This is a genomic window from Nocardia huaxiensis, from assembly GCF_013744875.1.
Classification (GTDB): Bacteria; Actinomycetota; Actinomycetes; order Mycobacteriales; family Mycobacteriaceae; genus Nocardia; species Nocardia huaxiensis.
Genome location: NZ_CP059399.1, coordinates 7,943,616 through 7,968,551, shown reverse-complemented (window position 1 = coordinate 7,968,551; position 24,936 = coordinate 7,943,616). Strand labels below are relative to the sequence as shown.

The following is a 24,936-nucleotide window of genomic DNA, read 5'->3' as shown; positions in this document are numbered from 1 at the left end:
GGGATGTGGCTGGTTTCACTACCGCGCTGTCGACGCCCGCGGCCGCCCATGACACTATTGGCGTGTTGTCAGTAAGTTGGACGAGGAGGTCCGCATGGCGAACGACGCCACCCCGCCGTTGAGCGCGATCGTGAACAGCGCTCTGGAACACACCATTCCGATCGCGCACAAGATGGGCGTCGAAGCCGTCGATGTCCGGCCCGGATACGCGTCCGCGCGCGTCCCGCTGGAAGGCAACGGCAATCACTTCGGCGTCATCTACGCCGGCGTGCTCTTCACCGTGGCCGAGATCCTCGGTGGCGGCATCGCCATCGCCAGCTTCGATGCCGCGAAGTACTACCCGCTGGTCAAAGACCTGCACATCTTCTTCCGCAAGCCCGCCAAGACCGCAGTGACCGCAGAGGCGGAACTCACCGCGGAGGAGATCGCCCGCATCACCGAGGAAGCGGACATCAAGGGCAAGGCGGACTTCACGCTGAAGGCCGTCGTCAAGGACGAGAACGGCGTGGTCGTCGCCGAGACCGAGGGCCTGTACCAGCTGCGCGCGCACGGCAAGTAGCGCGCTGTAAGCAGACGCGAAAAGGGGAGGCCCGTCACCTGCCGGGCCTCTCCGATCAGGCGATCAGCAGCACACCCTCGCATCCGGTGCCGACGCTGCCCGGCCAAGCCGACCCGGTCACCTTGAACCGGTGCACACCCGGCCCCGGCACGCCGAGATCCACCTTGGTGGTCACCGGCTGATACGTGTCCGGCAGCGGCGCGCGCCGCCCCGCCGAGGGCATATCGAAATTCGAGTCGTCGGTGAAGTTCGACGAGGTGGTGATCTCCAGCGTGGTGGGGACGCCGGAGCGCGCCAGCAGAGTCGTCTTGCTGCACTTGCCTTTCGAGTAGTCCAGCACGATCCGCTGGGAATTCTCGGCCAGGGCGGCGGGCGCGGAAATCGCGCCGCACAGTCCCAGGACGGCGGTGGCCAGGACGACCCGGCGAATGATGCGCGTCGAACCGTCGTGCGGTGTCGAACCATCGTGCATGGGCAGAACCCCTCTCGATGAGTCACAGCAGTGGGCAAGATCGTCGAAGATCATGCCGCTACCAGCGACTATCCGCCCGCGCGACACCCCGCGACCGGAGGGATTCGCGGCCTCACCCGGCGACGAAGCTCTGCACCGGAAGCGGATTCGGGCGTTTCGGCACCCGCCAGTCGCCGGAGGACCGGCCCTGCAATCGATGGATCGCCCACGGCACCAGCGCGGTGGCCACCCAATCGGCCTCGGCGAGCATCGAATCGAACAGGCCGCGCGCGGGCAGCGCGGGCGTCAGCGGCAGCGTCCAGGTCTCGTTGCTGCCCGGCAGGCCCAGCGAATACGCGAAGGCGTCGGCAATGCGCTCGTGCCCCAGCGGCGAACAGTGCAGTCGATCCCGGCTCCACAGCCGCGGATCGGCGACCAGCGGCTGCGGACCGACCTCGGCGACGATCACCCCGTACCGTTCGGCCAGCTTCCGCACCCGATCGTTGAACGCGACGATTCGCCCGCGAATCGGCCGCGTGATCGGAATGACCTGGGCGACATCGGGAAACGTCAGCGTCGCCACTGCCGCGCCCTGCCCGGTGAGCGCCGCGAACATGGCCTCCACCTGCTCGATCACCTCGTCGACCGCGTAGCGCGGGCGCAGCAGATCGTTCATGCCCGCGACCACGGTCGCCAGATCGGGCCGCAGCGCCAGCGCCGCGTCCAGCTGCTGGGCGCGGACCTGCCGAGCGGTCTTGCCGCGCACCGCCAGATTCGCGTACTCCAGGCCGGGCTCGACCCGGGCCAGCCGCTCGGCGAGCCGATCCGCCCAGCCGCGCAGGCCGGTGAGATCGTCGCCGTCGCCGACGCCTTCGGTCTGACTGTCGCCCAGGGCGACGTATCGCACGTATCGGGTTGTCACGTATCGGGTTGTCACGGCTCGGTTTGTCACAGCTCGGTTTGTCACAGCACCGTCCCAGCTGGCTGGTTCTCTGGAGCGTCCCGGTCTCGGGACGCTCCGGCGGGTAAGGCTGAATTTTCCCTCGACGAGCGGAAACTCGGCTACCCGCGCCGGTTACCGGTGGCGGTCGAGCCGGTAACCGGACGGTCGCGCGGGCTGGTCAGTTGTGATTCAGATGAACGAGCATCTTGCCGGTGTTGGCGCCCTTCATCATGGCGGTGAACGCGTCGAGCGCATGGTCGATGCCGTCGACGACGGTCTCCTCGGTGCGCAGGCTGCCATCGGCCAGCCAGCCGGCGGCCTTGCCGATCCACTCCGGCGCGAGATGCAGATGATCGCCGACGATCATGCCGCGCAGGTTGATTCGCTTGCCGATGGCCAGCGGCAGATGGCTGGGACCGGGCGCGCCCCCGACCTCGTTGTAGCCGGAGATGGCTCCGCACAACGCGATTCGCCCGCCCCGGTTCATGGTGACGAGTGCGGCGTCGAGATGGTCGCCGCCGACATTGTCGAAGTACACGTCGATCCCGTCCGGCGCGGCCGCGGCGAGGTCGGCGTAGAGGTCGCCCTGCCGGTAGTCGATGGCGGCGTCGTACCCGAACTCCGACAGCAGTCGCGCCGCCTTCTCCGGGCCGCCGGCCGAGCCGATCACCCGGGAAGCGCCCAGCTGCTTGGCGATCTGGCCCGCGACCGAACCGACCGCGCCCGCCGCACCGGAGATGAACACGACATCACCCTCACGCACCGGCGCGACCTCGGTGAGGCCCGCGTAGGCGGTGAGCCCGGTGGTGCCCAGCACCCCGAGGTACGCCTGCGCGGGAGCGAGTGCGGGATCGACCATCTGAGCGGTATCGGCGTTCACGAGCGCGTACTCACGCCAGCCGAAGAAGTGGGAAACGGTCGCGCCCACCGGAATTCGCTCGTCGCCCGACGCGACGACGGTGCCGACCGCACCGCCGGTCATGGCCTCGTTCAGCACGAAGGGCGGGATGTAGGAGGGCACGTCGTTCATGCGCCCGCGCATGTACGGGTCCACCGACAGCCAGTCGTTGCGGACCAGCACCTGTCCCGGTCCCGGATCATCGACGGTGACGGTGGCGAACTCGAAATCCTCGGCTGTCGGCGTACCGACGGGCCGGGCGATCAAACGCCATTCACGGCTGGTTACGGGCATTGCGTTGCACTCCTTACGTTTTCGGGGACAGCTCTACTTTTCGGGGACGGTGTTCTCGAGGTTCACGACCTCGGCGGTCGGGGTCTGCGCGTTCTCGGGTCGGGGCAGGCCCGCGAGCACGGTCTCGCTGGCGGCGCGCAGCAGATCCGTGCGCCCGGCCGCCAGCAGTCCGACGGTCAGCGCCAGCAGCATCTGCGCGGCGTCGCCGGGCGGCATGGCGAACTCGCCCGCCAGGGTCTCGGTGAGCACGCCGTGCAGATCGCCGGTGAAGGCGCGGCAGATATCTCCGCTGACCCGCGCCTGCTCATCCAGAAGCTCTGCGGCATGCGGAGATTCGGCGAACGGCCCCAGCGTCAACTCCACCTTGGCCGACAGGATGCCGTGCACCCGATCGGCCAGCGGCGCGTCTGCGGCCGCCGCGGCGCGGGCGTGCTCGAATGCCCGATCGTGCAGACGCTCGGCGAGTTTGCGCACCGCGTCGTCCTTGCTGCGGACGTACTGGTACACCGCCGACCGCGAAACGCCCATCTCGGTGGCGATATCGTCCATCGTGGTGCGCCGCGCCCCGTAGCGCAGCAGACAGCGCAGGGTCGCGTCCAGTACATCCGCAGTACGGTTCACGGTGTCTCCGAGGGGCTTTCAGATAGGTGCGTCGATGACATTGCGGCACAGTGCCTTCAGCGGCACAGGGCCTTCAACGTCACAGGGCCTTCAGCAGCTCCGTCGCGAGCGGGGCCGAGGAGGCGGGATTCTGGCCGGTGTACAGATTGCGGTCGACCTCGATGTGCGGAGCCCACGGCTCGCCCACACGGAAGTCGGCGCCCAGCGCCTCGAGCCGGTCCTGTAGCAGCCACTTCGCCTTGTCGGCCCAACCGGCCTGTGTCTCTTCGGCATTGGTGAAGCCGGTGATGCGGTAGCCGGCGAAGGGTGAGCTGCCGTCCGCGCCGGTGGTGGCCAGCAGCGCGGCCGGGGCGTGGCAGACCACGCCCAGCGGCTTGCCGGACGCCAGCGCGTCGGTGAGCAGGCGGCCCGAATCCGCGTTCACGGCAAGGTCTTCCATCGGACCGTGGCCGCCGGGGTAGTAGACGGCGTCGTAGTCGCCGAGCGCGACGTCCTCGAGCCGGATGGGTGAAGCCAGTTCGGTGGCCCGCTTCAGCAGCGCGGCGATCTTCTCCGCACCCTCCGGGCCGCCGTTGACGTCGGCCGCCAGGCTGGCCCGGTCCACGGCCGGCGTGACACCGCCCGGCGTCGCGACGACGATCTCGTGCCCCGCCCCGGTGAATGCCTCATAGGGTGCGGCGAACTCCTCGGCCCAGTAGCCGGTGGGGTGTTTGCTGCCGTCGGCCAGGGTCCAGTAGTCGACGCCGGTCATGACGAACAGGATTTTCGCCATCGAATGCTCCTCGCGTGAGTCGATCGGAAGCGGCGAACTGACATTCCGTATGCACTTTGTCAGTTCGTCCGCAGGACCTACGCTAGGCACGCGTCCATAAAATGACCAATAGAATCGGCAATATGAGCTATAGGCAGACCGATGGATCGCTGGATCTCGCCCAGCTGCGCACATTTCTGGCCGTCTACCGGGCCGGATCCATCACCGCAGGTGCGGCCCAGTCCGGTCTGTCACAGCCGACGGTGACCACACAGCTGCAAGCGCTGGAGCGGCAACTCGGCGGCCCGCTGTTCGAACGCCTGCCGCGCGGCGTAACCCCGACGCCCGCCGCGCACGATCTGGCCGCCCGGGTCGCCGGCCCGCTGGACAGCCTGGCCGCCGTGACCGGCGGTGCCTCCGCCGACAGCATCCCCGTGGCCGAACCGCCGGTGCTGCTGGGCGGACCCGCCGAACTGCTTGCCGCACTGGCACTTCCCTCGCTGGCCGCACTCGTCGGCGAGGGTGTGCGCCTCACCGTCACCACCGGCCTGGCCGACGACCTGCTGGCCGATCTGCGCATCGGCAAACTCGATCTGGTCCTGTCCACCATCCGCCCGCGCGGCCGGACCGTGCTGTCCGAACCCCTCGCCGACGAAGATTTCGTCCTGGTCGCCGCTCCCGCCCTGGCAGCGCGTATCGACCGCGAGCGCCTGCAAGCCCACGACCTGACCGCCCTGTCCGGCATCCCTCTGGTCAGTTATGCCGCAGATCTGCCCATCCTGCGCCGCTATTGGCGGCACGTCTTCGACACCCGCCTCGAAGCGGAGCCCGCGCTGGTGGTCGGAGATCTGCGTGCCGTCCTGTCCGCCGTGGTCGCCGGAGCCGGAATCAGCGTGCTCCCGCGGTACCTCTGCTCCCGTGAGCTGGCCGCCGGCGGCGTGGTCACCCTGCTGGATCCGGAGGACGCGCCCATCAACACCGTCTTCCTCGCTCGCCGGGTCGGCGGTCCCGCCCGGCCGCACGTCGACCGTGTCCGCACCCGTCTGCTCGACGAGGCCGTGGTCTGGCGGGCGTGTGAGCACTGACCGGCCTCGTGCGCGCTGACGGGTCTCGTGAGCGCTCACGGCTGTCGGTGCGGGAACGTATGGTGAGGCGATGGCCGGTGAAGAACTGCGCGACGGCGTCAAATTGACCAACCTGGACGGCCCGCTGTTCGACGGCGCGGACGCGACCAAACGGGACCTGATCGACTATCTCGAAGCCGTGGGCGACCGCATGATCCCCCACCTGCGAAACCGCCCGCTCTCGGTGGTCCGGGTGCGGCCCGGCCAAGAGCCGTTCATGCAGAAGAACCTGCCCAAGTACACGCCCGAATGGGTTGAGCGCGTAGCCATCTGGGCCGATGCCTCCAAACGCCAGGTCACCTACGCCCTGTGCGACGACATTCGCACCCTGATCTGGTTCGGCAATCAGCGCGCCATCGAATACCACGTGCCGTTGCTGCTGGCGGACTACTCGCTCGGTCAGACACACCTGGTGATCGACCTCGATCCGCCACCTGGCGAAGACTTCCAATTGGTCGTGCGCGCCGCCGAACTGGTGCGGGAGGCCCTCGCCGCCGACGGCCTCGCCGGTGCGGTGAAAACCAGTGGCTCCAAAGGCTTACACATCTTCATCCCCATCGAGCCGGGTTACTCGATGGAGGACGCGGCCGCCGCCACCCGCGCCATAGCGGTGCGTGCCGAACGGCTCGACCCTGCCCTCGCCACCACCGCCTTCATTCGAGAAGACCGCGGCGGCAAAATCTTCCTTGATTCCACCCGTTCCGGCGGCACCACTGTGGTCGCCGCCTACAGCCCGCGCATCCGCCCCGGGGCCACGGTCTCCTACCCGGTGTCCTGGGCGGATCTTGCCGATATCGATCTGCGGGACTTCACCATTCGCACCGTCCCCGGTCTGCTCTCCGCCCCGGACCCCTGGGCGACGGAAATGCCCGAGCCCCAGAAACTCCCGGCGGACCTCCTGGAGGAGGGGCACACCATCCCCGTCGCCCGAGTCCAGGCCATGCACGAGGGAAAGCGTCGCGCCCGCGCCAAACGCGCGGATTGAGCCCGTATACGGCTGGAACCAGGCGAGAGTGCCGTGCTGGAAGCGCCCTGCCGGTATTCCCCGTCCTTCCGGTATTCGCTCAGCGTGGCCGTTGGCTTGTTCGTCGTGCGGTGAGGAAGTCGTCGACCAGGTGCGAGCAGTCCTCGCGGGTGAAGGCGCGCAGACCGGTCAGTTTGGCGAAGACCATCGGGCCGATGAGTTGTGCGAGAGCGAGCGTCGTGTCGAAATCGCCCAGCTCGTCATGGATTTCGGGGTTGCCGAGCAGTTCGTCGAAGGGCTGCCGGTACTGCTGGATGACGCGATCGCGCAGGGTGGCGAAGGTGCGGGGCTGGTCGGAGGGATGCTGCGGGCCCATGGCCAGCCAGGCCAGGGTGGTGAGCTGCATGGGGGCTTCGTCGATGAGCGTCGACTGGCGGGTGAGCAGTTCGATCAACTGGTCGCGCAGCGGACCCGTCGGCGGGGGCGGGGCGACCTGGGGAACCAGGCGCTCGAAGGTGGCGGCCAGCAAGTCGGCGGAGTTGTCGAAGTTGCGGTAGAGCGTGGTGCGGGCGACCTTCGACAGGCGGGTGACCGCGTCGACCGTGACCGCTTGCACCCCACCGGATTTCAGCAGAGTGGTGGCCGCGTCGAGAAGGCGGGCGCGGGAGCGCAGCTTGCGTGGGTCGGTGTCGTCGTGCGGGTGCCGGCCGGGCGGTGCCATGGCGGGTGGCGGCCTTTCCTCGGAGCGTTCTGGTGGGAAGCGCGCGTGTTCGGGAATCGGGTGCTCGAAAAGTGCTGTGGCGGAGCTCTATTCTACAAACGCTACTGATGGTAGCGTTGCGCTACCGATAGTTTCGTTTCATCGGAGGTCCGATGGTATCCACCGCCCCGGCCACGCGATTGTCCCGAGCGCAGCGGTGGATGCTCACCGTCTCGTGCCTGTCGATCGCCCTGGTGGTCGCCGCCATGGCGGCCCTGTACTCCGCACTCCCGCAGATCGCCGCCGAAACCGGTGCCACCCAACAGCAATTGACCTGGGTGGTGGACGGATACACGCTCGCACTCGCCTGTCTGGTGCTGCCGGGCGGTGCGCTGGGAGACCGGCTCGGGCGGCGACTGGTGCTGATCGTCGGCCTGGGCATCTTCACCGTCGGCTCTCTGGTCCCGCTGCTCTTCGACGGGCCGCTCTGGTTGATCGGGGCGCGCGCGGTATCGGGCGTGGGCGCGGCGCTGGTGATGCCCTCCACGCTGTCCCTTCTCACCGCCGGGTTTCCGGAGCATCGGCGCGGCCAGGCCGTCGGTGTGTGGGCGGGCGTTGCCGGATCCGGTGGGGCGCTGGGCATTCTGGGCTCGGGTCTGCTCCTGCAGTGGTGGTCGTGGCAGACGGTTTTCATCGGGATGGCGGCGGCCGGTGCCCTGCTGCTCGCGGCCGGATTCACCGTGTCGGAATCCACGGATGGTGACCACCCGGCCTTCGACATCCGGGGTGCGGTGACCGGTGCGGTCGCGGTCGGCCTCGTGGTGGTGGCCGCCATGGAGGCCCCGGCCCGAGGGTGGTTGTCGCCGTGGACAATCGGCGCGTTGATCGGCGGCCTGCTGGCGGCGGCGGTCTTCATCGTCGTGGAATTGCGAGTCGCACACCCGCTGCTGGACGTCCGCCTGTTCCTGGATCGTGGATTCGGCGGTGGCACCCTCTCCCTGACCGTCCAATTCCTGGTCTCTTTCGGCGTTTTCATGCTGCTCGTGCAGTACCTGCAGCTGATCGTCGGCCTCAGCCCGCTGGCATCGTCCCTGGCAATCGGCCCGATGGTGCTGCCCCTGGTGGCGGTCTCCCTCTTCTCTCCCTGGCTGGCAACACGTTTCGGACTCCGCGTGGTGTCCTTTGCCGGACTGCTCGTCGTCGGCGTCGGTTTGCTGCTCGTGGCCCGCCTGGATGTCTCCAGCAGCTACTGGAACCTCCTGTGGGCCTTGCTGATCATGAGCACCGGCATGGGGCTGTGCAGCGCCCCGGCCACCGCCGCCATCGTGGCGGGAACCCCGGTCGAAAAGCACGGCGTCGCAGCAGCGGTCAACGACGCGGCCCGCGAGATCGGCGCAGCCCTGGGCATCGCGATCGGCGGCAGTGTCCTGGCAGCCGGTTACGCCAGCCGCATCGCCCCCGCCCTCTCGCAACTCCCTGAATCGGCCCGGGATCCGGTCTCGGACTCCCTCGCCGCCGCACTCCAAATCGCCGACCGCGCAGGACCTGGAGGCGATCCACTGGCCGAATTCGCCAGATCCGCCTTCATGCACGGCTTCCACCAAGCTTCAATCGCCTTGGGTTGTGCGGCCTTTGCGGGTGCGGTGCTGATCGCAGCCCTGGCGCCTGGGCGGCGCGGGTCCGCAGCGAACTGGTCGGACAAGTCGGGATTCTGAAAACCTGCAGTTCACGGCATGTTTCGTCTGGCGTGTCATGATCGGCGGGCTCTAGAATTAGCACATGCGTTCGATCGAAGGGCTCGACACTGCCGCCGCCGACCAGCAGGTCGGCGCGGCGGTCGCGGCCCTGCTCGACGCCGTCGACACCCTGTGCGAACTGCCCCTGCCCGCCCACAGCGACGCACAGGCCGTGCAGCTACTGCACGCCACCGAGCTGGCCATGCGCAAGCTCGTCGCCTTCCGCACCCCGCAGATCGTGGACCTCGGCGAACGCAGCATCGACAAGAAGGCCGGGGCGGGCTCGATGCCGTTGTACCTCAAGGAAACCCTGCACCTGTCCAGCGCCGACGCCTACATGCGCACCCGCGTCGCCACCACCTGCGGCCAACTGCTGGCCGCCGACGGCACCCCGCGCCCGATTCCGTTGCCGCACACCGCCGCCGCTCACGCCGAGGGCCTGATCTCGGTCGACCACATCCGCAACATCGCCACCGTCATGAACCGCATCCCCGACCGGGTGGACGCGGCCAAACGCGAACAGGCCGAACAGATCCTGGCCGAGTACGCCACGGCGGGCTCCCCTGATCGGTTGACGATCATCGGCAATGCGATCCTGGCTCGCCTGGATCCCGACGGCACCCTCACCGACCTCGAGGACCAGGCTCGCATGCGCACCGTCACCTTGGGCCACCAGCGCGCCGACGGCATGTCCAGCGTGAAGGGTGAGATCGACCCGACCCTGCGCGCCTACCTCGCGGCGTTCCTGCAGAAATACGCCCGCCCCGGCATGTGCAACCCCGACGACCCCCACAGCCCCACCACCGGCGAAGAACCCGACACCGATGTGGTGCGCGAGGCCGCGGCCCGCGACACCCGCACCGTCGGGCAACGCAACCACGACGCCCTCGTCGCCCTGTTCGCCCCCGCCACCCGCCTCGATGACCTGGGCCAGCATCGCGGCCTGCCGGTGGAAGCGATCATCACCATGACCCTCGACCAACTCGAGCAACGCGCAGGCGTGGCAACCACCGCCACCGGCGGGACGGTACCGATCCCGGACGCGTTGAAGATGGCCGCCGCCACGACACCACTGCTGGCCCTGTTCGACACCCCCTGCGGGATGCCACTGTTCCTCGGACGCGCCAAGCACCGATTGGCTTCCCCCGCCCAACGTCTGGCCTTGATCGCGGCCGAACGCGGCTGCACCCGCCCCGGCTGCGACGCCCCCGCCTCCCTGGCAGCAGTACACCACATCCGAGAGTGGGCTAAGGGCGGACTGACCGACCTGCCCAATCTGACCCTGGCCTGCGACCGCTGCCACGCCTTGGTCCATGACGGCCCCGACGGCTGGAAAACGGTTGTCATGCCGGAGCATTCGGACTACCCGGGTCGCACCGGCTGGATCGCACCCGCCCACATCGACCCCTCCGGCATACCGAAGGTCAATCACCGTCACCACGCCGACGAACTGCTCGCCCAGGCCCGCATCCGGGTCGCGGCCCGCACCGAACAGGTAGCGCAACAACGCCGGAAACGGCTGCGCTGCAACCGCCAGGACAATCGGGACAATGCGGCGCCCCCGGGCTCACCCCCTGCCGACGGTGCCCCACCCGCACCCGGCATCGAATAGGCGAATAGCGCGAAACACCCTGCAGACCCGGCGATCTCTGGGTCTAGCAGGGCTGTCCCATGCCCGAACCCGGAATCCGCGCAGCCATCCTCGGAGGGTTCAAGGGCGGGTACTCGGGGCCTACGTCGCCGAGCCGGTCTCGGAACCCTTCTGCCCCAGCGGGGTTCGGGAGGACAAGCCAAGACAAAGCAGTGGGGTCACCACGCCTGCCGTACCCGACTTTCGCTCCCCCATTGGGAGCCGCATCCTCACCTTCTCGACGTGGGGCCTGGCCCTGGTTACCTCCAACGACCCAGACCCGCAAGAACAGAGCCCGAGAAACCGCGACCCACACGAACAGACCCCACGAACGAAACCCCCAGGTGCAGCGGGCAACTACTGTTCGCACCCTCGATCGTTCCTGCCCTTGGTGTTCGCGTCTTTGCTGTCTTTGAAGGTAACCAGGGCCAGGCCCCACGTCAGGGAGGTGAGAGTGCGGCAGGCGAAGGGGGAGCCAAGGTCGGGTACGGCAGGCGAAGCAACCAGCACTGCGTGTTTATTCTTGTCCTCCCGAACCCCGCTGGGGCAGAACGGTTCCGCGCCTGGCTCGGCTACGTAGGCCCCGAGTACCGACCAGGCTCCCCCCAAATATCAGGCACGACAACCGATATCGACCGCCCCTGCGGATCCAACACCCGCCCGAGCAGCTTGTCATGACGCAAACTCACCACCCGTTCGGCGATGGACAGCTCAGGATGACTCGCGGCCAACTGAGTCTCGAACCGCAACACATCGGCGACAGAGTGCAGGCTGGCCTGCAAAGCAAGGTTATGAGTACCGCTGACCGCAGCGCAGTTCCGCGTCTCGGGGAGCGCGACCAGAGCCTGGCCGATGCGTTGCACTGCGCCGGCAGGCGCGGTGGCCCAGAAGGTCACAGCCACCGGCCACCCGCCGAGCGGCCGGGCGAAATCGCACCGGAAGCGCAGCAGGCCCAGCCGAACGAGCTCGTCCATCCGGCGTTTGACCGTCGCCGCGCTGATCCCCAGCACCGTGGCGAGGGCCGCGTGCGTGGCCCGGCCGTCACGGGCGAGCAGGGCCAGAAGCACTCGATCGGTGTCGGTGATCTGAGAGCGGTCGCGAGCGGGTGCGGATTTCGCGGGTGCCGGGGTGAGCTGCGTGCGTTGGTCGGGAGCGAGCGCGTCGATGCGCCAATCGCCCCCTTCGGTGAACATGTGGGTGATCAGGCGAGCGTGCACGCCGGTGACGTGGGGGAGTACCGGCAGGACATCGAGGGTGTAGCGGGACATGGCGGCCAGGTCGCGGGTGGCGACGGTGGCCAGCAGGCGGTGGGCGCCGGCGGCGCGTTCGATGGTGAGCATGTGGGGATGCGCGGACAGCGCACGTGCGACCGCTCCGGCTTCGCCTGCCGCACAGTCGATGTCGATGTAGGCGGCGCAGACGCGGTCGAAGAGTCGCGGCCCGGGGGAGATGCCGACCCAGGCTTCGTGACGGCCGCTCAGACGCTGCCAGCGCCGGGCCGCGGTGACCGGGTCCACGCCGAGGACGCTGCCGAGTTCGGACCAGGAGGCGCGTGGGCGCAGTTGCAGGGCGTGGATGAGGGCGAGTTCGTCTTCGCTCAGCAGCGTCACGGCCGGGGTGTGGTCGGGCGGGATGTTGTCGGGTGGGATGTTGTCGGGTGGGGCGCCGACGTAGTCGGAGTTCCGGGAGCTGCGGGAACTGTCGCTATTATCCTGCATGGTGGCCGTCTCTTCTGAATGAATCCTGCAGATCGGCGGGATTGATCGCTTGATCCTGCATCGTATCGATGAGATCCGGGGCCCAACGCTCGGGTTGTGAACACGGAGGGTGCGCGTCATGCCGTTCGGCGACTTTCAGAACGAGATCTACTTCAATGGGCTGCGCGGGGTGGTGCCCGCCTTCCCGGTGGCCTTCGAACAATTGCGGGAGCGGGCGCAGGCCGCCATGCCGCCGTCGATCTGGTCGTATGTCGCCGGAGGCGCGGGGGATGAGCGGACGCAGGATGCCAATGTGGCGGCGTTCGAGCAGTGGGGGCTGGTGCCGCGCATGTTCGTTGGGGCGAAGGAGCGGGATCTTTCCACCGAGTTGTTCGGGATGAAGCTGCCCGCACCGGTTTTCCTGTCGCCCATCGGTGTGATCGGGTTGTGTTCGCAGGATGGGCACGGAGACCTGGCTACCGCGAAGGCGGCGGCGAAGACCGGGGTGCCGATGGTGGCGTCGACTCTCATGGTGGATCCGCTCGAGGATGTGGCTGCCGAATTCGGTGATACGCCAGGGTTTTTCCAGCTGTACACGCCCACCGATCGAGATCTGGCGGCCAGTTTGGTGCAGCGGGCGGAGCAGGCCGGGTACAAGGGGATCGTGGTCACGCTCGACACCTGGATCACGGGGTGGCGGCCGCGCGATCTCGCCACCGGCAACTTTCCGCAGTTGCGTGGGCACTGTCTGGCCAACTATTTCAGTGATCCGGTTTTCCGTGCGGGACTGGCGAAGTCGCCGGAGGAGGATCCGCAGATGGCGGTGCTGAAGTGGATCGGGGTCTTCGGCAATCCGCTCACCTGGGACGATCTGCCGTGGCTGCGGTCGCTCACGGATCTGCCGTTGATCGTGAAGGGAATCCAGCATCCGGATGATGCCCGCCGGGCGGTGGATCTGGGTGTGAACGGCATCTACTGCTCGAATCACGGTGGGCGCCAGGCGAATGGCGGGTTGCCCGCGCTGGATGTACTGCCGGAGGTGGTGGCGGCGTCGCAGGGGGTGCCGGTGTTGTTCGACTCCGGGGTGCGCAGCGGGGCCGACATCATCAAGGCGCTGGCGCTGGGGGCTTCGGCGGTCGGGATCGGGCGGCCGTATGCGTACGGTCTGGCGCTCGGGGGTGTCGACGGGATCGTGCATGTGCTGCGTTCGATGCTCGCGGAGGCGGATCTCATCATGGCGGTGGATGGGTATCCGACGCTGAAAGATCTTACGGCGGAGGCGCCTCGGGCTGTGCGGGTGTGATCGTGTGGATCCCGGCCGAGAGCGCGCCGGGATGGCGGGGGTGGCCCGGTCCTGGAGGGATCGGGCCACCTCGCGCGGCTACTTCTTGTCCGCGATCACGCCGTACTCGGTGAGCAGTTCACCGATCTCGGTCGAGTCGAGCTTCTGGATCAGCTTGCGGCGCAGGATCTCCGGGCCCGGGATGTGCACCGGTTCGCCGTCGCGCAGGCGGGTTGCCGCCGCCAGCAGGGTGCGCACGTCGTAGGTCGAGTTGAAGACCTCCGGCACGCCGCGTTCGATGTCGAGCAGCTGGTAGGCGGCCTCCATGCCGGTGCGCACCGAGTATTCGGTGGTGAAGATGCAGTCGCGGCTGGTTTCGGCGAACTGGCCGATGAAGGCGAAGTTCACCGCGCCCTCGGGCACCACCTGCGGGCGGTCACCGGCCTTGCGGGGCATGAAGAATGCCGTCACGTAGGGCATCATGCACGGCACCGTCTTGGCGGCGTTGGCGGCCAGTTCGGGGATGTCGGCCTCGGGGACGCCCAGGTGGTACAGCCATTCCTGGGTGATCTCCTCGCCGGTGCACTCCTGCATGGTCTTCTTCACGTAGTCGCCGGGCTTGTCGACGAACAGCGAGTACACCCAGACCACGATCTGATCCTTGGGCTGCTGCTTGAAGTGCGGCTGCCGGTTGACCGTCCAGCTGAGCAGCCAGCTGGAGTCCTTCACGGTGACGATGCCGCCGGTGACGACCTTGCCGCTGAAGGGATCTCGCTTGCAGATCTTCTGAATGTATTCGGGGATGCGCTGATCCAGCGTGGTGACGGTGGCCGACTCCCATTTGGTCTCCGGAATGTGGCCGCCGAAGACGTCGGGATTGCCGAACGCCTTGTCCTTGGCGGCGATTCGCCGCCACAGATCCCAGGCGGGTGCGGGGCCCTCGTTCAGTTTCGCGGGGGTGTGGTGGTCGCCCTCGTCGGAGTTCTCGGTGAGCGAGCCGATGGTCATGAGCACCAGATCGTCCGGGCCCAGGTCCACGCCGCCCTCGACACCCTCGGACACCCAGTAAATCCTGGTGGCCTGCTTGCGATCTCCGCTGAGGTCGAAGTCGACGTCGGTGACCGTGGTGTCGAATTTGAAGGTCACGCCCTGGTCCAGCAGCCACCGGTACAGCGGTAGCACCAGCGATTCGTACTGGTTGTACTTGGTGAACTTGAGTGCCGAGAAGTCCGGCAGGCCGCCGATGTGGTGGACGAAGCGATGCAGGTACAGCTTCATCTCGAGTGCGCTGTGCCAGTCCTCGAAGGCGAACATGGTGCGCCAGTACATCCAGAAGTTGCTCTCGAAGAAGTCCTTCGAGAACACCTCGTTGATGCGCTTGCCCTCCATCTCCTCCCGGGTGGCGAGGAAGATGCGGGTGATGTCCTTCTGCGCCTTGTCGTTCAGCGTGAACAGGTCCTTGGTCTGGGCACTCTGACCACGGTTCACGGTGGCGCGTTCCAGCGAGAAGTTCGGATCGTCCTTGTTGAGCCAGTAGAACTCGTCCAGCACGCTGCCGTCGACCTCGAGGGACGGCACGGTGCGGAAGAGGTCCCACAGACACTCGAAGTGGTTCTCCATTTCACGGCCGCCGCGAATCACGAAGCCCTTCTTGGGTTCCTTGATGCCGTCGAGCGCGCCGCCGGGGAGCTTCAGCTCCTCCAGGATGGTGATCTTGTTGCCGGGCAGCTGCCCGTCCCGGATGAGGAATGCCGCACCCGACAGTGATGCCAAGCCGGCTCCGACGAACCAGGCCGTCTTGTTCTCGACGCCCGCCGGCTTGCGGGGCCGGGCGAATGCCTCGTAATTTCCGCTGCTGTAGTACATCGGTCTCCTCTCAGTATTTGTAGAAGCCTTCTCCGGTAGCGATGCCGAGCTTGCCCTTGTCGATGTAGTTGTCCTTCAACCACTTCGCGAGTTGCTGCGCTTTTTCGTCGCCGTTGACGAGGATGTTGTAGGGCGTGGTCAGTCCGATGACGTCGAGGGCCTGGAACGGGCCGAAGGGTGCGCCGGTGCCGATCCGCCAGGTCTTGTCGACCGCTTCGGGGTCGGCGTAACCGCCTGCGGCGAGCGCTATTCCGGCATTGAGCAGTGGCACCAGCAGCGAGTTGAGGACGTAACCGGCCTTCTCCTTGTGCAGTTCGATCGGCACCATGCCGATGGCCTGCGCGAACTCCACAACCGCCTGGAAGACAGCGGGATCCGTATCCGGTGTGCCCATCACCTCGGCGGTATTGAAGTGCCACACCTGATTCGCGAAGTGCAGCGCCAGGAACTTGTCCGGCCGTCCGGTGAAATCCTTGATGGCACTGGGCAGCAGGGTGGAGGAGTTGGTGGCGAAGATGGTCCGTTCGGGGGCCAGCTTGCCGAGTTTCTCGTAGGTCTCCTGCTTGAGCGACAGCACCTCGGGCACCGCCTCGATCACCAGGTCGGCGTCCTGAACCGCTTGCGCCAGATCGGAACTCAGCGCGATGGCGGCGGCGGTCCGCTCGGCCTTGCCGTCGCCCGCGCCGGGCACGGCGGTCCGGTAGGTGGCGGCGAGGTTGTCGAAGCGTTCGCGGGCGGCGGTGAGGGCCTCCGCGCTGATGTCGTAGGCGGTGACGTCGAATCCGCTGAACGCGGTCTGGAATGCGATCTGCGATCCCAGGACGCCGGTGCCGAGCACAGTGACTTTTCGAATGTCGATGGTCATGGGGCTCCGTTGTTGTCGGTGAGTGCGGTCTTGTTTGTTGGTCCGGCGCAGAATCCCGCAATGATCTGTGCCGTCTGCCCGTACAGGTCCGCGCGGGCGTCGTGGCCCGGGTGGGCGCCGGTGGCAGGTTGGGCGAGGGCCAGATGCAGGACGGCGAAGATGCTGCGGCTCGCCAGCCGGGCCGGGCCCGTGGTGGTCGAGTTCGCGGCGGTCGAGTTCGCGGCGGCAGCGCTCCCGTGCGCCGCGTGGTCGAGGATTGCGGCGATGGCGGTCTCGAGCCGGTCGACCAGGGCGAGACCTTCGGCGCGGTACTGCTCGGCGTGCGAGCCGAACAGCAGTTCGCGTTGGTAGACGATGGTGTTCTCGGTATTCCGCGCGGCGGCCGCCAGGATCGGTTCGAGCAGCGCCCACACCGCGGCCACCGGATCGTCGATGCGGGCCGAGTTCTGCTCGCCGAGGTCGAGTGCCGCGCGCAGATCCTCGTTGTAGACCATGAGCAGCAGCTCGGCCCTGGATGACGCGTAGCGGAATAGTGTGCCCGCAGCAATTTCCGCGCGATCGGAGATCTGCTGGGTTGTGGTCTTTTCGAAGCCGTGTTCGGCGAAGAGTGTGGCTGCCGCGCCGAAGATGCGTGTGCGCTTGTCATGCACCTTGCTTAGGCGTCGACGGGTCTGTGCCGTGCGGATCGTCGCAGCCATTCGACACCTCCACTCTGTGGTCGCCAGCATCTGAAAATGAGCGTGCTCATTTCTGAGCGTACTCCTGGCTAACAGAAGTGCAACCCTTTCGCTCTGCGGATCTGGAAGACTTGCCCGGTGGTCGAGCAGGTCGAGTTGAATTCCGCAGCCGAAGTGCCGGCGGCAGAGAAGTTCGATCAGTGGGAAGCGCATCTGAGCGATTTCTATGTGCCGCTGGCGGTTTCACCGAAACCGCAGGACGATTTCCACGGCTGGATCCGGCGTGGGCGCTACGGCGATGTGGAGGTGTCGGCGCTCGGCTCCGGCGCCCAGCACGTGCGCCGCACCAGGAGCCTGATCGCGCGCACCGACGACGAGTTCCTGACCGCCACCATCCAGACCAAGGGCCACGGCCGCCTGTACCAGGACGACCGCGTGGCCGAGGTGCGTCCGGGGACCATGGTGTTCTACGACAGCACCCGTCCCTACGCTTTCGACCTCGACACGGATTGGGGCATGTCGGTGGTCCAGGTGCCGCTGAGCCGCCTGCGCGAGCGCACCGGGCTGACCGGAGCCGATCTGCCCACCGCCATCGCCATACCCGACACCGGCGCGGCCGGCGTGATCGCGCGGTTCTTCCGTGACCTGACCGAACTGCAGCGCACCGCACCCGAGCAGGCGCGACTACTTTCGGCGCCGGCGCTGGATCTGCTGGTCTCCGCGGTGCGGCTGGCGGCCGGCGAGGCGCCCCCGCCGCGCTCGGCCGACGCGTACGCGCGCGAGCGGGTGCTCGAGTACATGCGCCGCCACTGCACCGATCCGGAGTTGACGGCCGAGCGAATCGCCCAGGGCTGCGCCATGTCCCGGCGCGCGCTGTATCGCATCTTCGACGGATTCCAGGAGGGCCCGGTCGCGGTGCTGCGGCGCATGCGGGTGAATCTGGCGGCCGAGCTGCTGGTGCGCGATCCGCTGCTGCCGGTGTCGGCGGTGGCGCATGCCTGCGGATTCGCGACCGAGCGGCAGCTCTACCGGTCGTTCCGGGACGAAAAGGGCACTACGCCTTCGGTTTTCCGGAAGTCCGCGCATCCTGTGACGCGGTGATTCGGTGTGCTGGACGGCAAATTGTGATGTTGCGGTATTTCAGACGCTGTGGTGCTTCATAACGCTGTACGACCGCCCTTCGTGAACCTGCCCTGATCGCGCGGTTTCCCGCTGTGCGCGCCGGCCCTTCGACTAGAACGAGGCTATCCGCCGACCCGAGTGTTTCGAACCGGCCCGTGAGAGATAGTGGCACTGAGTTGGTTTCCGATGTCATCGATGTGGTCACCGAGCTGGCCATCCCGCGAAATACGCTGTGGGCGTTGCTACTCGATCCGCAGACCTACCCGCGGATCTTTCCCGGCATCGGCGCGTGCGATCCCCTGGAGTCGCCCGACGACCGTCCGCTGGTGTGCTTCCGGGTGGGCACGCCGGAGGCCGGGATCCGGGTGCTGGATGTGCGATTCCTGGTGGGGCGCTGGTACGAGCGGCTGGAACTGCACTGCGGGGCGCGTAGCAGCTTCGCCTCCATTCGATTGCGCTCGCCCTCGGGTGATGCGGGTGAGCAGCGCACTGTGGTCACGGTGACCTGCTTCGCGGTCGGCAGGGTGCATCCGGTGGTGGCGTCGCTGCCGAGATCCGCCGTGGTGCGCTGGGTGCAGGAAGGGCTCGGCCGCGCCGCGGATATCGCTCGGGGAGCGCGGAATTCGGTCGCGGTGAATGCCGAGGGCGCACCGGTGCGGCACCGCATGGGGGTGGCGCGGCAGCTGCTCACCAGCGGGGTGATCACCACCCGCCCGGATGTGGGCGTCCGGCAGCTGCGCGGGGTGGTGCGCTGGGGCTTCAACCTCGCGGGCGGATATGCGGCGGGGGCGGCGCATTCGCCGGACCGGGCGGCCGTGGTGGACGACCGCTGCAGCCGCAGCTTCGCCGAGATCGACGCGCGCACAACGGCATTGGCGGGCGGGATGGCGAGTCTGGGGCTCGGGCACGGGGAAACCGTCGGCCTGCTGGCCCGCAATCACGCCGGCACGGTCGAAACCATGGTTGCCGCGGGCAAACTCGGGCTCGATGTGGTGCTGCTCAATGCCGGGCTGTCGGGGCGGAACCTGGAGGAGATCGTGCAGCGCGACCGGCTGTCGGCGCTGTTCGTGGACGGTGAGCTGGAAGAACTGGTGCGATACCTGCACGACGGGATCCCGCGCATCCGCACCGATCCCACGGAAGAATCCGGGAAGGTCACGGTCGAACGGCTGATTGCGCTGGGGGAAAACAACTTTCACAAGCCGCTGCGGCCCGGCGGGCTGGTCGTGCTCACCTCGGGGACCACCGGAACGCCCAAGGGGGCGCGTCGGCCGCAGCCCAAGGGGTTCGGTGCGGCGGCCGCGCTGATGTCTCGAATTCCACTGCGCACCAATGAGATCATGCTGATTCCCTGTCCGCTGTTCCACACCTGGGGGCTGGCGGGCCTGCAGCTCGGCACGGCGTTGCGCGCCACCGTCGTGCTGCCGGAGCAGTTCGAGGCCGAGGACACGCTGCGGCTGATCGCCGAGCGCAAGGTGACCACGCTGCTGGCGGTGCCGACCATGGTGCAGCGGATTCTGGATCTGCCCGAGGACGTGCGCGCCCGCTACGACACCTCGAGCCTGCGGATCGTGGCCAGTTGCGGTGCGCCCCTCGCCGGTGCGACCGTGCTGCGGTTCCTGGACACCTTCGGCGACATTCTCTACAACGTGTACGGCTCCACCGAGGTGTCGTGGGCGACCATCGCCACGCCGGAGGATCTGCGGATCTCGCCGACCACCGCGGGCCGGCCGCCGCTGGGGACGAAACTGGCTGTGCTGGGCGAGGATCGGCGGCCGGTGCCGGTGGGGGCGACGGGGCGGATCTTCGTGGCCAATCACATGCTGTTCGACGGATATGTGAATGCCGCGCCGCCGGACGAGGCCGACGGCATGCTCGACACCGGTGATCTCGGCTATCTCGACGCCACGGGACGGCTTTTCATCGCGGGCCGGGACGACGAGATGATCATTTCCGGTGGCGAGAACGTCTTCCCGCGACCGGTGGAGGAGGCGCTCGCGCAGCTGCCGCAGGTGAGCGAGGTCGCGGTGGTGGGTGTGCCCGACCACGAGTTCGGACAGCGGCTGGCGGCGTTCGTGGTGAAAAGGGATGGGGCCGGGCTGGATTCGGAGATGGTGCGCAGCTATATCCGGCACCGGCTGGGGCGGGTGTCGGTGCCGCGCGACGTGGCCTTCATCGACGATCTACCGCGCGGGGAGACCGGGAAGATTCTCAAACGGCTGCTGGGTTCACATCGTCAGCAGGCGCGGTAGGTGCGGGCGACCAGGGCCGAGCGCAGATACCACAGGCCCGAGGACTGTCCGGGGTCGAAGCCGGTCAGCTGGCCGATGCGTTTGAGGCGATAGTCCACGGTATTGGTGTGCACGTGCAGCACCCGTGCGGTGCGCTGACGATTGAGGTTGTTGCTGATATGCCGTTGCAGGGTCTCGAGGAGTTCGGGGTGTTCGTCGAGCGGGTCCAGCAGGGAGCCGAGGTATTCGCGGCCGGGGCCGGGCCGGGTGAGCTGGAATTCGAGGGCGAGGTCGTCGAAGCGGTAGACGCCGGGCACGCAGTCCAGCCGGTGCACCATGTCGAGCAGTTCGTGGGCCTGGTCGGCGGCATTGGGGACGCCCTCCGGCGTCGCGGTGACCGCGGTCGCGGTGACGGGCACCCGCGCCGCCCGGGACAGCTGTGCGATCAGGTCTTCGAGTTCGAGGGAAGTCGTTGTGGTGCAGGGGATCAGGATGGTGCCGCCGTCCACGCTGAGCAATGAGAGGGCGGCGTCGCCGCAGCGGGTGGCGAGTTCGGCCTGTACCCGGCGCAGTTTGCGGCGCGCCACCACCTTGCCGTCCAGGCCCGGCTCGGATTCCTCGGCCTGCGCCGGAATCGACAGGGCGACAACGGCGTACGAGTCGGCGATCTCGATGCCGCACTCGCGGGCCATGGTGGAGGTGGGGTGCCCGCCGAGCAGGGCGGAGGTGAGGGTGTGCACGGCGGTGTGGTGCTCGCCGACCACCGAGCGCAGTTCGCGCACATAGGCCAGCGAGACGGCGGTGGTCATGCGGTCGAGCATCGCGACCACGAGTTTGGCTGCGCCGACCAGACTTTCGTAATCCTCGCCGCTGATGGTGAATGCCGGATGCCCGCTCGACATTCGATATTTCGCGGCGGCGGTGTCGACCACGAGATCGAATCCGATCTGGAAGCCCTCGTGAATCGCATGGTGAATGGTGTCGATGGGAACGCCCTCGCGCGCCCATTGGGCGGCGGCCTCTTGCAGACGGCCGATTTTGGCCGGAATATCCTCGCCGTCGAGCATGCTGACCGCGATTTCCAGGCAGGTGCGGGTGATGGTGGTGACATCGCCGTAGATGGCCTCGCCGGGCAGCGTGCCGCAGGGCGCGACATTCTCCACGAAATGTCCGACCATTTGCCGGGACAGCGCCCAGACGTCCTTGAGTGGCGATGACATGGGTTGTCCGGAAAAGGTGAGACCGGACCTCGCGGTGTTCTCGACGGCCATGAACGCTCCTTCCGCCTACGAACGATTTCTGCGGACGGACAACGGTAGTCAGTCCGGTGTCGCGGGCGGCCGGTTTCGGTTCGTTCTGTGCCGGTCTGACAGTGCGAGCCGAGGGAGCCTGTGACAGTTCACAACATTGGTTACCGCCACAGGCTCCGGCAGGGCAGCCGACGGAGGTCCGGCCGCACCTTGCCGTCGACCGTCACCGCGAGCCCGGAGTGCACAGCGGCGGAGGCGAATTCCCAGGCTTCGGCATTGGTCGCGGCGTATTCGAGAATTACGTCGTCGCCCGGCCCGGGGCCTTCGAAGTAGACGGTCACCCTGCGAGTCGGGATTTCTCCGCGGTTCTGGTCAACGGTTTCGGCGATTCTGTTCATTCGCCTGAACTCCTTTCCTGCCACCCCGCGCCGCTGTGTCGATCTTTGCGCGGGGCGCCGGGCCGGCGGGATCGGCAACGGGGACTACTCGACAGTAGGTTTCGGATATTCGGCGGGAAAGATTTCCGGGCGGGACTGGAGATCTCACAGTAACTGTGAGTTACACGTGTGAGATGTCAGGACATTGGGAACCGGTGAGTAACTTCGACGCGAATCTCCCTAGCCTGCTTTCCAACAGCAAGATCTGGGAGGCAGAGGGATCATGCAGGTTTCGAGGATCCGAAGACATCGGCGCGGCGCCCTGGGGTGTGCGGCCGCCGTGCTGGCCGGCGGCCTGCTGGCTTTCGCGGCCGTGCCCGCCGTGCACGCCGCGCCCGTGTACCCGGTCGCGGATCCGGACCCGTTCTACACCGCACCGGAGGACATCGGTTCCTACCGGCCCGGAGATGTGCTGGAGCGCAAGGCAATGCCCGCGCTGGCGATCTTTCCGGACACCGACATCACCCTGGTGAAATTCCGTTCGACGAACTCCCAGGGCAAGCCCATCGCGGCCACCACGACCGTGCTGGCCCCGCGCAACCGGCAACCCAACGGACCGCTGCTGTCGTATCAGCACATCATCAACGGTCTGGGTGCGCAGTGCTCGGTATCGCATGTGCTCTACACCAGCGACCCGAATCTGATGGTGCGGGAGGCGCCGGCCTACAACCTGGCACTGCAGCGGGGCTGGAGTATTGCCATGCCGGATCACCTGGGACCGCAATTCGCGTATGGCGCAGCCAAACTCGGTGGACAGATCACCCTCGACGGTATTCGCGCCGTGCAGCGCATGGACGATCTGCGGTTGAGTTCGAGCCCGGTGGTGATGGCCGGATACTCCGGCGGCGGCATGGCCACCGCCTGGGCCGCGGCCATGGCGGAAAGCTATGCGCCCGAACTGGATATCGCCGGTGCGGCGGCGGGCGGAGTCCCGATGAACCTGGTGAAGATGCTCGAAACCCTCGGTCTCGGTGCGCATCCCGTCTTCGGGCTGGCCATGGCGGCGGGGCTCGGACTGGAACGGGAGTACCCGGATCGCTTCCCGATCAGCGAGCAGCTCAACGATCGCGGGCTCGCGGCCCGCACGGCGATGGCCAACAGCTGCACCAATGATCTGATCGCCACCGGCGCGGGCCGCGGGGCGCTGGACTTCGCCAAGACCACCACCATGATGGACAGCGCCGCGGCCCGCGCCGTGGTGGAGGAGAACAGTCTCGAACTGTTCGACGGCACCCCGAATATGCCGGTGTTCGAATGGCATTCGCCCATCGACGGCCTGGTTCCGGTGGACGCCATCGTGAACACCACCCGCCGGTGGTGCCAGGCCGGGGTCCCGGTGCAGTCGGCGACCATCGGCGTGCCCGACCATCTCACGGCGGCCGTGCTCGGACTTCCGCTGGCGCTGCAGTGGATCGAAGCGCGTTTCCGCGGCGAGACCGCCACCGGCAACTGCTGACCGCGCGATCGAGGAGGTGATCCTGTGTACACGGAGCGGCGCCGGACAGTGCGCGGCCGGCGCCGCGCCCCGAACTGGACCTTCGAACTGATCTGTGCCGCATCGGCGGTCGTGGCCATGGCCGTGGCGACCGTGGCCACGGCGCGAGCGGAGGAAGGCGGTCCGGCCCCGGAGATCGATCCTCGCATCGATCGAACCGCGTTGGTGGCCAGTGAAGCCCGGCACGGCGACTGGGAGCGGATCTATGTGGCCTCGGCGTCCATGCGCCGGGTCGTCCCGGTGGATGTGCTGCGCGGCGGTGGCAGCGCGCCGCGACCGACGCTGTACCTGCTGGACGGCGTGGAGGCCGAGGAAACCTCCGGCTGGCTCACCAAAGGCCGTGCGGCCGAGTTCTTTTCGGGTAAACCGGTGGATGTGGTGATCACCAGCGGGGGCGTCGGCAGCATGTACACCGACTGGCAGCACTACGACGCCATGCTGGGGCTCAACCGCTGGGAAACCTTCCTCACCGACGAACTGCCGCCCGTGGTGGAGGACTATCTCGACTCGACGGGGCGGCGTGCCATCGCCGGGGTCTCCATGGGTGCGCAGGGGGCGATGATGCTGGCGCAGCGGCATCCGGGCCGCTATGCGGCTGTGGCCGGATTGAGCGGATGCTATTCCACCGCAGACGATTTCGGTCGTGCCGTGACGCGCATGACGGTCGGCTCACGCGGCGGCGACACGGTCAATCTGTGGGGCCCGCCCGGTTCCCCGGAATGGGCGGCGCACGACAGCTTCCTCGGCGCGGATCAGCTGCGCGGCACGGTGATTCACCTGTCGGCGGGTTCCGGCCTGCCCAGTCCGGCCGATCTGGCCGCGATCGCGCAGGCGCCCAATATCTTCGACGCGGCCCGCATGGCGGGCGGCGGCTCCACACTGGAGGCGGGCGCGCGCACCTGCACCGAACGCTTCGCGGCCCGGCTCTCACAGCTCGGTATCCCCGTCACGGTGCGGCTGGAGACCACCGGCATGCACACCTGGCCGGACTTCGCCGCAGCCCTCGGCCCGGCTTGGCACACCCTTGCCGGCGCGCTTCGCGTGCCGGCCGACTGAGAAAGAGCGTGCCCGGGGCGTCGCGCATCCTGCACCCCGCGCTGTAGCCGGGCACATTCCGCCGCAACCAACCCGCACCGCAGGGGTGCTGCCGTCACCCTCGCGTCCCCTGCGGCGCCCTGCCCCAGGTTGCGGTGGAACCTCCGGCCGGGTGTACGCGAACTCCGCAGCGTACGCCCGGCCGGTCGCCGTAGATTTCTACGAGTAGCCGGTGTGTCGCTGGTATTCGCTTCCCGCGTTGCCGAAGATCAGTGCCACGGCCGATGGGTATCGGCGACGAGAGGAGC

The 24,936-nt window shown here is 67.6% G+C and carries 22 protein-coding genes; 10 read left to right on the top strand and 12 right to left on the bottom strand.

Features of this window, described 5'->3' with window-relative positions:
• Nucleotides 1–94: 94 nt before the first annotated feature.
• Complete coding sequence (locus H0264_RS36465; protein WP_181581744.1) at nucleotides 95–559, top strand: PaaI family thioesterase; 465 nt, start codon at nucleotides 95–97, stop codon at nucleotides 557–559.
• A 55-nt stretch (nucleotides 560–614) separates the two neighbouring features.
• Here the strand turns inward: H0264_RS36465 and H0264_RS36460 are convergent, their stop codons facing one another.
• The 5 genes from H0264_RS36460 to H0264_RS36440 form a co-directional block, all read right to left on the bottom strand.
• The gene (locus tag H0264_RS36460) at nucleotides 615–1,031 is read right to left on the bottom strand and encodes a hypothetical protein (protein ID WP_181581743.1); all 417 of its coding nucleotides are present in this window, start codon (nucleotides 1,029–1,031) and stop codon (nucleotides 615–617) included.
• Between the two features lie 112 nt (nucleotides 1,032–1,143).
• Nucleotides 1,144–1,932 (bottom strand): SGNH/GDSL hydrolase family protein, encoded by a 789-nt coding sequence (locus tag H0264_RS36455; RefSeq protein WP_181581742.1) that lies wholly within the window; start codon nucleotides 1,930–1,932, stop codon nucleotides 1,144–1,146.
• Nucleotides 1,933–2,131: 199 nt separating this feature from the next.
• A complete protein-coding gene (locus H0264_RS36450; RefSeq protein WP_181581741.1) occupies nucleotides 2,132–3,145 on the bottom strand; it encodes an NADP-dependent oxidoreductase in 1,014 nt (337 codons plus the stop codon).
• 33 nt (nucleotides 3,146–3,178) lie between these two features.
• The gene (locus H0264_RS36445) at nucleotides 3,179–3,766 is read right to left on the bottom strand and encodes a TetR/AcrR family transcriptional regulator (protein ID WP_181581740.1); all 588 of its coding nucleotides are present in this window, start codon (nucleotides 3,764–3,766) and stop codon (nucleotides 3,179–3,181) included.
• 79 nt (nucleotides 3,767–3,845) lie between these two features.
• A complete protein-coding gene (locus tag H0264_RS36440; protein WP_181581739.1) occupies nucleotides 3,846–4,538 on the bottom strand; it encodes a type 1 glutamine amidotransferase domain-containing protein in 693 nt (230 codons plus the stop codon).
• Between the two features lie 122 nt (nucleotides 4,539–4,660).
• Here H0264_RS36440 and H0264_RS36435 point away from each other — a divergent pair, with 122 nt between their 5' ends.
• On the top strand, nucleotides 4,661–5,602 hold the full coding sequence (locus H0264_RS36435) for a LysR family transcriptional regulator (protein WP_181581738.1): 942 nt from the start codon (nucleotides 4,661–4,663) through the stop codon (nucleotides 5,600–5,602).
• A 70-nt stretch (nucleotides 5,603–5,672) separates the two neighbouring features.
• Nucleotides 5,673–6,626 (top strand): non-homologous end-joining DNA ligase, encoded by a 954-nt coding sequence (ligD, locus tag H0264_RS36430; RefSeq protein ID WP_181581737.1) that lies wholly within the window; start codon nucleotides 5,673–5,675, stop codon nucleotides 6,624–6,626.
• 79 nt (nucleotides 6,627–6,705) lie between these two features.
• Here ligD and H0264_RS36425 read toward each other — a convergent pair whose 3' ends face one another.
• Complete coding sequence (locus H0264_RS36425) at nucleotides 6,706–7,326, bottom strand: TetR/AcrR family transcriptional regulator (RefSeq protein ID WP_181581736.1); 621 nt, start codon at nucleotides 7,324–7,326, stop codon at nucleotides 6,706–6,708.
• A 152-nt stretch (nucleotides 7,327–7,478) separates the two neighbouring features.
• Here H0264_RS36425 and H0264_RS36420 point away from each other — a divergent pair, with 152 nt between their 5' ends.
• Together H0264_RS36420 and H0264_RS36415 are read left to right on the top strand one after the other, a co-directional pair.
• Nucleotides 7,479–9,020 carry an MFS transporter gene (locus H0264_RS36420; protein ID WP_181581735.1) on the top strand — a complete coding sequence of 514 codons (1,542 nt, stop codon included), beginning with the start codon at nucleotides 7,479–7,481 and terminating at the stop codon, nucleotides 9,018–9,020.
• Between the two features lie 64 nt (nucleotides 9,021–9,084).
• Entirely contained in the window at nucleotides 9,085–10,653 is a 1,569-nt protein-coding gene (locus H0264_RS36415; protein WP_181581734.1) for an HNH endonuclease signature motif containing protein, read from the top strand.
• A gap of 590 nt (nucleotides 10,654–11,243) precedes the next feature.
• On the opposite strand, the gene H0264_RS36410 is transcribed toward H0264_RS36415, so the two are convergent.
• On the bottom strand, nucleotides 11,244–12,389 hold the full coding sequence (locus H0264_RS36410) for an Lrp/AsnC family transcriptional regulator (protein ID WP_181581733.1): 1,146 nt from the start codon (nucleotides 12,387–12,389) through the stop codon (nucleotides 11,244–11,246).
• A gap of 118 nt (nucleotides 12,390–12,507) precedes the next feature.
• Here H0264_RS36410 and H0264_RS36405 point away from each other — a divergent pair, with 118 nt between their 5' ends.
• Nucleotides 12,508–13,671 carry a lactate 2-monooxygenase gene (locus tag H0264_RS36405; protein WP_181581732.1) on the top strand — a complete coding sequence of 388 codons (1,164 nt, stop codon included), beginning with the start codon at nucleotides 12,508–12,510 and terminating at the stop codon, nucleotides 13,669–13,671.
• A gap of 78 nt (nucleotides 13,672–13,749) precedes the next feature.
• Here the strand turns inward: H0264_RS36405 and H0264_RS36400 are convergent, their stop codons facing one another.
• Genes H0264_RS36400 through H0264_RS36390 form a run of 3 tightly spaced genes read right to left on the bottom strand, consistent with a single transcriptional unit; the run spans nucleotide 13,750 to nucleotide 17,079 of the window.
• Nucleotides 13,750–15,516, bottom strand: a complete 1,767-nt coding sequence (locus H0264_RS36400) for an oleate hydratase (protein ID WP_181581731.1) — start codon at nucleotides 15,514–15,516, stop codon at nucleotides 13,750–13,752.
• A gap of 10 nt (nucleotides 15,517–15,526) precedes the next feature.
• Entirely contained in the window at nucleotides 15,527–16,381 is an 855-nt protein-coding gene (locus H0264_RS36395) for a 3-hydroxyacyl-CoA dehydrogenase (protein ID WP_181581730.1), read from the bottom strand.
• Nucleotides 16,378–17,079: a TetR/AcrR family transcriptional regulator gene (locus tag H0264_RS36390; protein ID WP_244976056.1), complete on the bottom strand. Its 702-nt coding sequence runs from the start codon at nucleotides 17,077–17,079 to the stop codon at nucleotides 16,378–16,380. The genes H0264_RS36395 and H0264_RS36390 overlap by 4 nt, the downstream gene beginning before the upstream one ends.
• Nucleotides 17,080–17,196: 117 nt before the next feature.
• Here H0264_RS36390 and H0264_RS36385 point away from each other — a divergent pair, with 117 nt between their 5' ends.
• Together H0264_RS36385 and H0264_RS36380 are read left to right on the top strand one after the other, a co-directional pair.
• Complete coding sequence (locus H0264_RS36385; RefSeq protein ID WP_181581729.1) at nucleotides 17,197–18,159, top strand: AraC-like ligand-binding domain-containing protein; 963 nt, start codon at nucleotides 17,197–17,199, stop codon at nucleotides 18,157–18,159.
• A gap of 197 nt (nucleotides 18,160–18,356) precedes the next feature.
• Nucleotides 18,357–20,432, top strand: a complete 2,076-nt coding sequence (locus H0264_RS36380) for an AMP-binding protein (protein WP_181581728.1) — start codon at nucleotides 18,357–18,359, stop codon at nucleotides 20,430–20,432.
• Here the strand turns inward: H0264_RS36380 and H0264_RS36375 are convergent.
• Nucleotides 20,417–21,682 carry a PucR family transcriptional regulator gene (locus H0264_RS36375; RefSeq protein ID WP_181581727.1) on the bottom strand — a complete coding sequence of 422 codons (1,266 nt, stop codon included), beginning with the start codon at nucleotides 21,680–21,682 and terminating at the stop codon, nucleotides 20,417–20,419. The two genes, H0264_RS36380 and H0264_RS36375, sit on opposite strands and share 16 nt — an antisense overlap.
• Before the next feature lie 140 nt (nucleotides 21,683–21,822).
• The gene (locus H0264_RS36370; RefSeq protein ID WP_181581726.1) at nucleotides 21,823–22,059 is read right to left on the bottom strand and encodes a hypothetical protein; all 237 of its coding nucleotides are present in this window, start codon (nucleotides 22,057–22,059) and stop codon (nucleotides 21,823–21,825) included.
• 262 nt (nucleotides 22,060–22,321) lie between these two features.
• Here H0264_RS36370 and H0264_RS36365 point away from each other — a divergent pair, with 262 nt between their 5' ends.
• Together H0264_RS36365 and H0264_RS36360 are read left to right on the top strand one after the other, a co-directional pair.
• Nucleotides 22,322–23,554 carry a lipase family protein gene (locus H0264_RS36365; RefSeq protein WP_181581725.1) on the top strand — a complete coding sequence of 411 codons (1,233 nt, stop codon included), beginning with the start codon at nucleotides 22,322–22,324 and terminating at the stop codon, nucleotides 23,552–23,554.
• 24 nt (nucleotides 23,555–23,578) lie between these two features.
• Nucleotides 23,579–24,649 carry an alpha/beta hydrolase gene (locus tag H0264_RS36360; protein WP_231084298.1) on the top strand — a complete coding sequence of 357 codons (1,071 nt, stop codon included), beginning with the start codon at nucleotides 23,579–23,581 and terminating at the stop codon, nucleotides 24,647–24,649.
• The last annotated feature ends 287 nt before the right edge of the window (nucleotides 24,650–24,936 follow it).

Coding starts and splice junctions, on each gene's coding strand:
- H0264_RS36465 (WP_181581744.1), top strand. CDS start 95: ATGGCGAACGACGCCACCCCGCCGTTGAGCGCGATCGTGAACAGCGCT.
- H0264_RS36460 (WP_181581743.1), bottom strand. CDS start 1,031: ATGCACGATGGTTCGACACCGCACGACGGTTCGACGCGCATCATTCGC.
- H0264_RS36450 (WP_181581741.1), bottom strand. CDS start 3,145: ATGCCCGTAACCAGCCGTGAATGGCGTTTGATCGCCCGGCCCGTCGGT.
- H0264_RS36440 (WP_181581739.1), bottom strand. CDS start 4,538: ATGGCGAAAATCCTGTTCGTCATGACCGGCGTCGACTACTGGACCCTG.
- H0264_RS36435 (WP_181581738.1), top strand. CDS start 4,661: ATGAGCTATAGGCAGACCGATGGATCGCTGGATCTCGCCCAGCTGCGC.
- ligD (WP_181581737.1), top strand. CDS start 5,673: ATGGCCGGTGAAGAACTGCGCGACGGCGTCAAATTGACCAACCTGGAC.
- H0264_RS36425 (WP_181581736.1), bottom strand. CDS start 7,326: ATGGCACCGCCCGGCCGGCACCCGCACGACGACACCGACCCACGCAAG.
- H0264_RS36420 (WP_181581735.1), top strand. CDS start 7,479: ATGGTATCCACCGCCCCGGCCACGCGATTGTCCCGAGCGCAGCGGTGG.
- H0264_RS36415 (WP_181581734.1), top strand. CDS start 9,085: ATGCGTTCGATCGAAGGGCTCGACACTGCCGCCGCCGACCAGCAGGTC.
- H0264_RS36410 (WP_181581733.1), bottom strand. CDS start 12,389: ATGCAGGATAATAGCGACAGTTCCCGCAGCTCCCGGAACTCCGACTAC.
- H0264_RS36405 (WP_181581732.1), top strand. CDS start 12,508: ATGCCGTTCGGCGACTTTCAGAACGAGATCTACTTCAATGGGCTGCGC.
- H0264_RS36400 (WP_181581731.1), bottom strand. CDS start 15,516: ATGTACTACAGCAGCGGAAATTACGAGGCATTCGCCCGGCCCCGCAAG.
- H0264_RS36395 (WP_181581730.1), bottom strand. CDS start 16,381: ATGACCATCGACATTCGAAAAGTCACTGTGCTCGGCACCGGCGTCCTG.
- H0264_RS36390 (WP_244976056.1), bottom strand. CDS start 17,079: ATGGCTGCGACGATCCGCACGGCACAGACCCGTCGACGCCTAAGCAAG.
- H0264_RS36375 (WP_181581727.1), bottom strand. CDS start 21,682: ATGGCCGTCGAGAACACCGCGAGGTCCGGTCTCACCTTTTCCGGACAA.
- H0264_RS36370 (WP_181581726.1), bottom strand. CDS start 22,059: ATGAACAGAATCGCCGAAACCGTTGACCAGAACCGCGGAGAAATCCCG.
- H0264_RS36365 (WP_181581725.1), top strand. CDS start 22,322: ATGCAGGTTTCGAGGATCCGAAGACATCGGCGCGGCGCCCTGGGGTGT.